The organism is Pseudactinotalea sp. (genome assembly GCF_048594945.1).
Taxonomy (GTDB): domain Bacteria; phylum Actinomycetota; class Actinomycetes; order Actinomycetales; family Beutenbergiaceae; genus Pseudactinotalea.
In genome coordinates this window covers 1-8,736 of the sequence record NZ_JBMDXJ010000473.1, presented here as the reverse complement: position 1 = coordinate 8,736, position 8,736 = coordinate 1, and the positions used below count along the sequence as shown (strand labels likewise).

Annotated in this window: 9 protein-coding genes; 2 read left to right on the top strand and 7 right to left on the bottom strand. The window is 68.8% G+C overall.

The window, feature by feature from the left end; genetic code table 11:
* The 4 genes from ACOJSN_RS21385 to ACOJSN_RS21370 form a co-directional block, all read right to left on the bottom strand.
* Positions 1–774, bottom strand: a 774-nt coding sequence (locus tag ACOJSN_RS21385) for a carbohydrate ABC transporter permease (protein ID WP_420114503.1), incomplete at its 3' end; no start/stop codon positions are given.
* Positions 771–1,766, bottom strand: coding sequence for a carbohydrate ABC transporter permease (locus tag ACOJSN_RS21380; protein WP_420114502.1), 996 nt, complete (start codon positions 1,764–1,766; stop codon positions 771–773). The genes ACOJSN_RS21380 and ACOJSN_RS21385, both read right to left, overlap by 4 nt.
* Positions 1,767–1,793: 27 nt before the next feature.
* On the bottom strand, positions 1,794–2,636 hold the full coding sequence (locus tag ACOJSN_RS21375; protein WP_420114501.1) for an aldo/keto reductase: 843 nt from the start codon (positions 2,634–2,636) through the stop codon (positions 1,794–1,796).
* Entirely contained in the window at positions 2,636–4,366 is a 1,731-nt protein-coding gene (locus ACOJSN_RS21370; protein WP_420114500.1) for a GH39 family glycosyl hydrolase, read from the bottom strand. Before ACOJSN_RS21370 ends, ACOJSN_RS21375 begins: the two co-directional genes overlap by 1 nt.
* 189 nt (positions 4,367–4,555) lie before the next feature.
* Between ACOJSN_RS21370 and ACOJSN_RS21365 the strand changes: the two genes are divergently transcribed.
* Complete coding sequence (locus tag ACOJSN_RS21365; RefSeq protein ID WP_420114499.1) at positions 4,556–5,263, top strand: GntR family transcriptional regulator; 708 nt, start codon at positions 4,556–4,558, stop codon at positions 5,261–5,263.
* A 17-nt stretch (positions 5,264–5,280) separates the two neighbouring features.
* On the top strand, positions 5,281–6,201 hold the full coding sequence (locus tag ACOJSN_RS21360) for a D-isomer specific 2-hydroxyacid dehydrogenase family protein (protein ID WP_420114498.1): 921 nt from the start codon (positions 5,281–5,283) through the stop codon (positions 6,199–6,201).
* 45 nt (positions 6,202–6,246) lie between these two features.
* On the opposite strand, the gene rsmG is transcribed toward ACOJSN_RS21360, so the two are convergent.
* The 3 genes from rsmG to yidC are packed head-to-tail and all read right to left on the bottom strand — an operon-like array spanning position 6,247 to position 8,626.
* Positions 6,247–6,900, bottom strand: a complete 654-nt coding sequence (gene rsmG / locus ACOJSN_RS21355; protein ID WP_420114497.1) for a 16S rRNA (guanine(527)-N(7))-methyltransferase RsmG — start codon at positions 6,898–6,900, stop codon at positions 6,247–6,249.
* A 5-nt stretch (positions 6,901–6,905) separates the two neighbouring features.
* The gene (locus ACOJSN_RS21350) at positions 6,906–7,451 is read right to left on the bottom strand and encodes a protein jag (RefSeq protein WP_420114504.1); all 546 of its coding nucleotides are present in this window, start codon (positions 7,449–7,451) and stop codon (positions 6,906–6,908) included.
* A gap of 8 nt (positions 7,452–7,459) precedes the next feature.
* Positions 7,460–8,626, bottom strand: a complete 1,167-nt coding sequence (gene yidC, locus ACOJSN_RS21345; protein ID WP_420114496.1) for a membrane protein insertase YidC — start codon at positions 8,624–8,626, stop codon at positions 7,460–7,462.
* Between the last annotated feature and the right edge of the window lie 110 nt (positions 8,627–8,736).

Below are 8,736 nucleotides of genomic sequence, written 5' to 3'. Positions count from 1 at the left end.
CCAGTCGGTGGAGTTCTCACCCACGAACGCCTGCATGCCCACGCTGACGGTGCGCAGTGCCGGGTTGCTGAAGGAGAACACCAAGGGCAGGAAGAACGCATTCCAGGTGAAGAGGAACGTGAGGATGCCGACCGTTGCGGTCACCGGCATCGACAGCGGCAGCATGATCCGTGCGAAGGTGCGGAAGAAGCCCGCGCCGTCGACGATCGCCGCCTCCTCGAGCTCGTTCGGCATGCCGCGGAAGTAACCGGCGTAGATGAGGATCGAGGCCACATTGGCGCCGCCGGCAAGCGCAAGGATCATGCCGCTGTGCTGGTCGAGCAGCCCGAGCTCGAGCGACAGCTTGACGATCGGGATGATCGTGTAGCCGGTCGGCACGAACAAGGTAGCGACGAGGATTCCGATGATCACGCGGGATCCGGGGAACTTGTAGCGCCCCAGCACATAGCCGGCCAGCGCGCACCGCACCACCACGATGACCACGGTCGCGACCGTCACGATCACCGTGTTGAGCAGGTAGGTCCTGAAGTTCCCATCCACCCAGGCGCGGGCGTAGTTCTCCCACTGCAGGGCCTCCGGGATCAGCCCGAGCCCGCCGGAGAAGATCTCGCCCGAGGTCTTGAGGGAGGCGGAGGCCATCCACAGGAACGGAAACACCCAGAGGAAGGCGAGACCGAGCAGCAGCAGTGCCACGGCCCACCAGCTCAGCCGGCGCCGGAAGCCGGCACCACGCCGTCGGGTACGGTCCGCACGTGCTGCGGTGAGCGCGCTCATGAGCGGGCTCGCAGCCGGCGCGAGACCACGGTCGCCCAGACCTGGGCGACCACGACCACGAGCACGATCACGCCGAACAGCACCGCGGCGGCCGAGGCGAACCCGAGCTGCGGGATCGTGGCGGCGAACGCCCAGCGGTAGATGTAGATCTCCACGATCTCGGTGCTGAAGAAGGGACCGCCGGCGGTCATCGTCTGCATGAGGTCGAAGGCGTGAAAGCAGTCCTCGATCGTCAGCACGGAGATGATCAGCAGGAACGGAATCAGCATCGGCAGCGTGATGTACCGGAACAACTTGAAGGCTCCGGCGCCGTCGATGCGTGCCGCTTCGTACAGGTCGCGTGGAATCGTCTGCAGCGCCGCCAACCAGTAGATCAACGTGATGCCGAAGAACTTCCACACGTACACCACGCCCGCGGTGACGAGCGCCGTGGACGACGACCCCAGCAGGTCGACCGGGCCTGCTCCGAACAACTTCAGAACGGCCGCGACCGGACCGCTCGCGGGATCGAGGATGAAGCGCATCACCACACCCACGATCGCCGTGGTGGTCACGACCGGCAGGAAGTACGCGGTTCGGAAGAACCCTGTCCACGGAAGTCGAGGAGAGTTCAGCAGGATCGCGAGCGCGAACGCCCCGAAGACGCGCAGCGGCGCCACGATCAGCATGAACAGCATCGTCACCTTGACCGATGACCAGAACAGCGGGTCGGCCAGCACCTTCTCGTAATTGGCGAAGCCCACGAACCGCTGGTCGGCAGTGAACCCGTTCCACTCCACCAGCGAGTACCAGTAGCTCGCCACGATCGGGTAGAGCGTGTACATGCCGTACAGCACGAAGGTGGGAAGCAGGAATGCGTAGATCCACAGGTTCCTGCGGCGTTCCCGGGCGCGCTGGCCGGGGCGTTGATCGCTGCGGCGCGAACGGACCCGGCCCTTGCGGACCACGGGCTTCCCGGTCGCCGCGTCAGCGATCAGGGATGGACTCGCCATCGAGCATCTCCTCGTCGGATGGAGCGGTCAGCGGATCTGGGACAGTGCGAACGTGCGCGGGTCGTTGCCGATGCGGTCCCCGGCCTCGAGCGCATCGATCGCCGCGAGCTCGGCCTCGGTGAGCGCCAGGCCCGCGAGCGCGGCGTTCGCCACCATCCGCTCGCGCGAGACGGTCTTCGGAATCACCACGCGCCCCTGCTGCACGTGCCAGCCGAGCACCACCTGCGCCGGGCTGACCGCGTGCGCTGCGGCGATCTCGCGCACCATGGGGTGCTCAAGCGCGCCACCTTGCCCGAGCGGCGAGTACGCCTCGACGGCGATGCCCGCCCTCTCGCACTCGGCGATCACCTCGCGCTGCTGGAATGCCGGGTGGACCTCGATCTGGTTGACGGCGGGAGCGTGCGACGCGAACGAGGCCAGCTCGCGCAGGTGCTCCACCAGGAAGTTCGAGACGCCGATCGCCCGCACCCGCCCCTCATCGAGGAGCCGTTCGAGCGCTCGCCAGCTGTCCTGCCAGAGCCCGGCCTCCGGGTTGGGCCAGTGGATCAGGTACAGGTCGAGTGCCTCGAGGCCGAGCCGCTCGAGTGTGTCGTCGTAGGCCCGCAACGCCTGATCGAAGCCTTGGTCACCGTTGCGGAGCTTGCTGGTGACGAACACCTCCGCACGCGGCACATCGGCTGCGCGCAGCGCCGCGCCTACGCCCGCCTCGTTCACGTACGCCGCGGCCGTGTCCACATGCCGGTACCCGACCGCGAGCGCGTCCTCGACCACCCGCTGGGCCTGCGCTGACGGCACTTGGAACACCCCGAGCCCGACCTGCGGGATCGTGACGCCGCCCGCGAGCGAGACCGTGGACTCGAGCCGCTGCATCAAGCCGGCTCCACCGTGAGCAATGACAGCGCCGGCAGCGGCAGCTCGACGGTCAGCTCCAGCACCCCGCCGGTCACGCTCACGCGTCGCTCCGGCTCGAGTTCCTCGAGGCCCTGCCGAGCCTTGATCTCGGCAATCTGCTCGTCGGTGGGGACCTGGGGTGACCCGAGCGCACGCCACACCGTGTGCGAGTTGGAGTGGTCGGCGTCGATGCGGTGGTGCCGCAGCACGTGCTCGCCGTCGGCGAGCCCGGAGATCGAGATCTCGACGGCGGTGCTCGCCTCGTCCTGCTGGTACTGGTCGTCCGTGTGTCGCCACACGAGAACGGCCACCCCACCCTCGTCCGAGCGGGAGGCGAGCACGTCGACCTCCTCGGGCATGCTCGCACCGGTGCGGATCGCGTCGTCGAGCGCACTCACCGGGTGTGCGGCATCCGACGTGGCCTCGATCCGGTGCGATCCGAGCTGCGCCAGTGCCCGATAGGCGTTGAGGAACGGCTTCTCCACGCCGCCGGCGGTGAGGAACGAGCGGGTTCCCTCGAAGTAGCGCTCGCCCTCGATGTACCAGCTCCACGAGGTGGCCTGCTCCACCTGCACGGTCTCGGCCTCGTTGAGGTCGAGCAGCTTCTTCATCAGCTTGACCTGGAACACGGGGTAGTACTCGGTGTTCTGGAAGCCGAAGTTGGCGTTGTCATAGAAGCCGTGGTGGGCGGGGACGCCGGCGTCGCACTCGTCGACGATCGCCGGCAGGTCGCGGTACGCCTCGAACTCCTCGACCACGCGCAGCAGCCGCCGGACCTCGAACAGCATCTTGTGGGTCGAGGGGTTCTGCTTCTCGGGTGCCTCGCCACCTGTCGGCCCGTACACCCGCCACGGGCGGAACGAGGAGCCCTTGGTGTGGAATGAGACGAAGTCGATCGGGTCGCCGTGCTCGAGCGTGTGCGCCAGGAAGCCGCGCATGAACTCGACGCCGCCGCCGGTCACCGCCGGGCCGCCGACCTTGCCGTCCGGCAGCACCGACCGCACTGCCCGCGCAGTCACCGAGTAGAGCTCGTAGAACTGCTCGGGGGTGCCCCGCCAGTAGAAGATGTCGGGCTCGTTCCACAGCTCCCACAGCCACGTGCGCACCTCGTCGAGGCCGTAGCGCTCGACGCAGTGCTGCACGTGCGCCGCCACCAGGTCACCCCAGCGCTCGTAGTCACGGGGCGGGTAGGACCAGGAGCCGTGCTCGTATGCCGAGTACACGGTCGGGCTGGAGGGCACCACGAACTCTTCCGCCTCCGGCGGCAGCAGGTCGCGCGGGGTGAACGCGATCTCCACCAGCACGTGGTGACCCGCCTCCACGATCGCGTCGTAGACCTGGTCCACGATCGTGAAGTCGTAGTACGGGTTGCCCTCGGCGTCCTCGTGATAGACGTTGCCGTTGCCCCAGTGCGGTGAGCCGAAGCCGTTGCCGGAGCAGAACACATAGTGCGGCCGCACGTGGAAGCCGGTCTCGGTGAGCTCACCGAAGGTGCCGAGCAGCGTGCGCCCGGTCGGCGTGTAGGTCCAGTTGATCTCGTCGAAGCCGACGCTCTCCCAGAGCCGGGTGAGCGGACCCTGGTCGCTGCCGGCGTCCACGCTCACACGCGCAGTTCGTACGTGCGGGGCATGGGGGTCGCTGGGCGCAGCGTGCGGGAAGGCCGACTGCTGGTCCTTGGCGATACCGGGGTTGACGGACGTGGAGGTCACGTTCTGCCTCTCCTTCGAGGGGTGCGGGGCGTGGGTCGTTGCTGATGTGAGCGTTAACCTTCCATGCCTGTTGCAGATTGTCAACAGTCTGCTGTTGGCGATCTACACTGGCGCTACGCTGGCGCGACACAGATCGCTGCGACAGCGCTCGTTCGCACACTGCAGATCGACTCGGAGGGGAGGCTCGGCATGGAGCCGACGACCCACATGCCCGGACCGCCTCGCACCTCGCTGGCGGAGTACGTGCTGCAGGTGCTGCGCGAACGCCTGGCCGCGGGCCAGCTCGCTCCGGGGGAGCACCTGCGCGAGACGGAGCTCGCCGAGGAGCTCGAGGTCAGCCGCGGACCCATTCGCGAGGCGTTGGCGATGCTCGAGGCGGAGGGAGCGATCGAGATCCGCCGCCACCGCGGTGCCTTCGTCTCAGTCTTGACCAGCGAGGACGTGGACGAGGTGCACACGCTGCGTGAGGCCATCGAGGTCCTCGCCGCCGAGCGCGCCGCCACCCGCCTCACCGACGAGCACGTCACCGAGCTCGACCGGATCCTCGCCGCCATGAAGGTCACCTCGGGCTCCGTCGCGCCGCAGGAGGCGGTCCGCCTCGACCTGTCGTTCCACGACGTCATGTACGAGGCCGCCGACCACGTACGACTGAGCCGCGTGTGGCGCTCGATCCGCAGCCAGGTCTCGTTCTTCCTCTACACCCGCAACGTCAACTTCCCAGACTTCCCCACGGTTGGCTTCCCCGAGCACAAGGAGCTGCGCGACGCCCTGTGCAGCGGCGATCCCGCCCATGCCCGTGCCGCGGCCGCCGACCACCTCAGCGGCGCCTACACCCGGTTGTCCCAGCTCGACCTGCCCAGCAGACACACGGTGAGCCGCGGCCGACGCAGCTCATGAGCACACGAGGAGCCTCCGTGATCGACCGTCCCCGCATCGTCCTCGGGCCGCATGCGCCCCCCGTGATCGCCGAGGCCGTCAACGAGGCGGGCGGTCGGCTCGTCGCACCCGGCGAGGCCGCTGACGGTCTCGTCTGGTCGGGCTTCGATCATGACGACGACGCCGGCTCCGCACTCGCCGCCGACGGCATCGTCTGGGTCCAGCTTCCCGGCGCAGGCATCGAGCGCTACGTCGAGCAGGGGTACGTCAACGACCACCGCACCTGGACCTGCGCCAAGGGCGCCTTCGCTGAACCGGTCGCCGAGCACGCGCTGGCGTTGACACTGGCCGGGCTGCGCCACCTGCCCGAGCGGGTCCGCGCCACCAGCTGGGGTGAGCCGAAGGCCACGATGCTGTACGACCTGCACGTCACCGTCATCGGGGGCGGTGGCATCGCGAGCGAGTTCATCCGCCTGATCGAACCGTTCCGCTGCCACGTGACCGTGGTCCGGCGCTCACCGGAACCACATCCGGCGGCTGAGCGCACCCTCGGCATCGACCAGCTCGACGTCGCCCTGACCACCGCCGACGTGGTCCTCGTCGCCACCGCACTCACCGACGAGACCCGCGGGCTGATCGGCGCCGCCCAGCTCCGCCTGATGAAGCGGACCGCCTGGCTGATCAACATCGCCCGCGGCGGCGTGGTCGTCACCGACGACCTGGTGGCCGCGCTCGATGCCGGCCAGATCGCCGGCGCCGGACTCGACGTCACCGACCCGGAGCCGCTGCCACCCGGTCACCCGCTCTGGGGCCGCGACGACTGCCTCATCACCCCGCACACCGCCGACACCCCGGAGATGACCAGCCGGCTGCTCGCCGAACGCGTCTACGAGAACGTGCTCGCGCTCCGCTCCGGTGCCCCGCTTGTCGGCGTGGTGGACCAGCACAAGAAGTACTGACGAGCCCGGCCCTGCGTCCGCCCCCGAGGTGGCAGCCGGGTGCGACTACCGGCGCACCTCGACCACCCGGGTGAGGTCGCCGTCGTCGTACAGATCCACGTCGTGGACCTCCACCGAGGTGACGCCGAAACGGCGCAGCACCCCGCTCGCCTTGGTGACCTCCTCGGGAGCGCGCTGACCCTTCATCGCGAGCAGCACTCCACCCAGGCGCACCAGCGGCAGCGTCCACCGCGCGAGCTTGTCGAGCGCAGCCACCGCCCGCGCGGTCACGGCCTCCGCGACCAGCTCGCCGTGCAGGTCCTCCACACGCGAGGCGTGCACGACGACGTTCCCCAGCTCCAGCCGCTCGCTCACCTCGGTCAACCACGACACCCGCCGCTGCATCGGCTCCACGAGGTGCACCTGCAGGTCGGGCCGCATCAGCGCGAGTACGATCCCGGGCAACCCGGCACCGGACCCGACGTCCACGAGCGAGCCGCTCGCCGGCAGGTACGGCGCGACCGCCGCACTGTTGACCACGTGCCGCCGCCACAGCCGCGGAAGCTCGCGCGGGCCGATCAACCCACGCAACTCACCCTCGGCGGCGAGCATCTGCGCGAAGGTCGCTGCGCCGTCGAACCCTCGCCCGAGGATCTCGCGACTGCGCGCATCATGCTCGACGACGTCGCTGACCCCGCTCTCCGACCCCGCCCCGGTCATGGGGTTCAGGAGCCGGCGCGAATAACCACGCGGCGGTTCGGCTCGACGCCCTCGGAGTCGCTCACGAGCCCGGCCGCGGCCACGGCGTCGTGGACGACCTTGCGCTCGAACGGGTTCATCGCCTCGAGGCTGACGTCCTGGCCGCCGGTCTGCACCTGCGCGATCGCCTCGTTCGCAAGCTCGGTGAGCGCGTTCCGCCGCGCCGCCCGGTGCCCGGCGATGTCGAGCATCAGCCGCGACCGGTCGCCGCTGCGTGCCTGCACCGCGAGCCGGGTCAGCTCCTGCAGCGCGTCGAGAACCTCGCCCTCGTCGCCCACGAGGCGGCGCAGCCCGCGGCCGCCGTCCTCCTCGCTGACGATCTCCACAGCGGCGCGGCCGTGGTCGATGTCGATGTCGATGTCACCGTCGATATCGGCGATGTCGAGCAGCTCCTCGAGGTAGTCCGCGGCGATGTCGCCCTCGGCCTCGAGGCGGCTGGTGTCCTCGTTCTGCTGCTCGACGGCGGGGGCCGGGGTGGCCTCGGGTGCCGCGGCGGTCTCGGTGTCGGTCATCTCGGTGCTCACTTCTTCTTCTTCTTGCGCTTCTTGGGCTTGGGCGGTGCGTCCTGCGCGGCGTCGTCCTCCAACGGCGCATCCTCCAACGGCGCATCCGTCACGGGTTCATCCTCGGCCGGGGCATCCTCGAGCTCGGGCGCTGTGCCGTAGGCGGGTGCCGGGTTGCTGGCCGACTGGCCACCGGGCCGCCGCTTGCTGCGCGGTGTGCCCTTCTTGGGCTGCTGCCGCTGACCGGTCACCGGCTTCTCGGGCTGGTCCTCGAGCACGGTCGACCCGAGCACGGTGCCATCCTCGAGCGTGGGGGCGCCGCCGCTCTTGCGCGCTGCCTTGCGGGCCTTGCGCTCCTCGTACAGGCGCGCGGCCTCCGAACCCGGGGTCGGGTTGTTGCGGATGACCCACCACTGCTGACCCAACGTCCAGATGTTGGACGTGGTCCAGTAGACGAGCACACCGATGGGGAAGTTCACGCCGGAGAACAGGAACACCGCCGGCAGGATGTACATGAGGATCCGCTGCTGGCGCGCCATCGGGTTGTCGAGCGCCGACTGCGGCATGTTCTTCATCGTCAGCTGCCGCTGCGTGAACAGCGTGGACGCGCTCATCAGCACGACGAGCACGGCACAGATGATCTTGACGGCAAGCAGGTCCGACTGCAGGAAGGTCGCGGACAGCGAGGCCCCGAAGATCGTGGAGTTCTCGATCTGCGCCGCGAGGTCCTGCGTCAGCGGACCGATCGAGTCACGGCCTTGGTAGTTGCCGGTCGACAGCGGCCCGAGCGAGTACAGCACCCGGAACAGCGCGAAGAAGATCGGCATCTGCGCCAGCAGCGGCAGGCAGGAGGCGAACGGCGACGTGCCGTTGTCCTTGTAGATCGCCATCATCTCTTGCTGCATGGCCTGACGCGACGCCGGGTCGGTCTTGCCCTTGTACTTCTTCTGCAGCTTCTGGATCTCGGGCTGCACGAGCTGCATGCCCCGCGAGGCCTTGATCTGGCGCACGAACAGCGGGATCAGCAGGATCCGGATCACGAGCACCAGCGCCACGATCGACAGCAGCCAGGTCCATCCGCCGTCGGACCGCATGCCGAAGAAGGTGAGCACGTTGTGGGCGCCGACCATGATCCAGGCCACCACCCACTTCAGGGGGTAGAGGATCCCGTCAAACCAGTCCATGGGGTCTTTTCGTATCGATGAGCGCGCTCAGGCCTGGGCCTGGCGCGAGGTCCGGCTACCGAGGGTACGGCCTTCCGCCGTCATCTCGGTGCTGTGGTCGTGCTGATCGG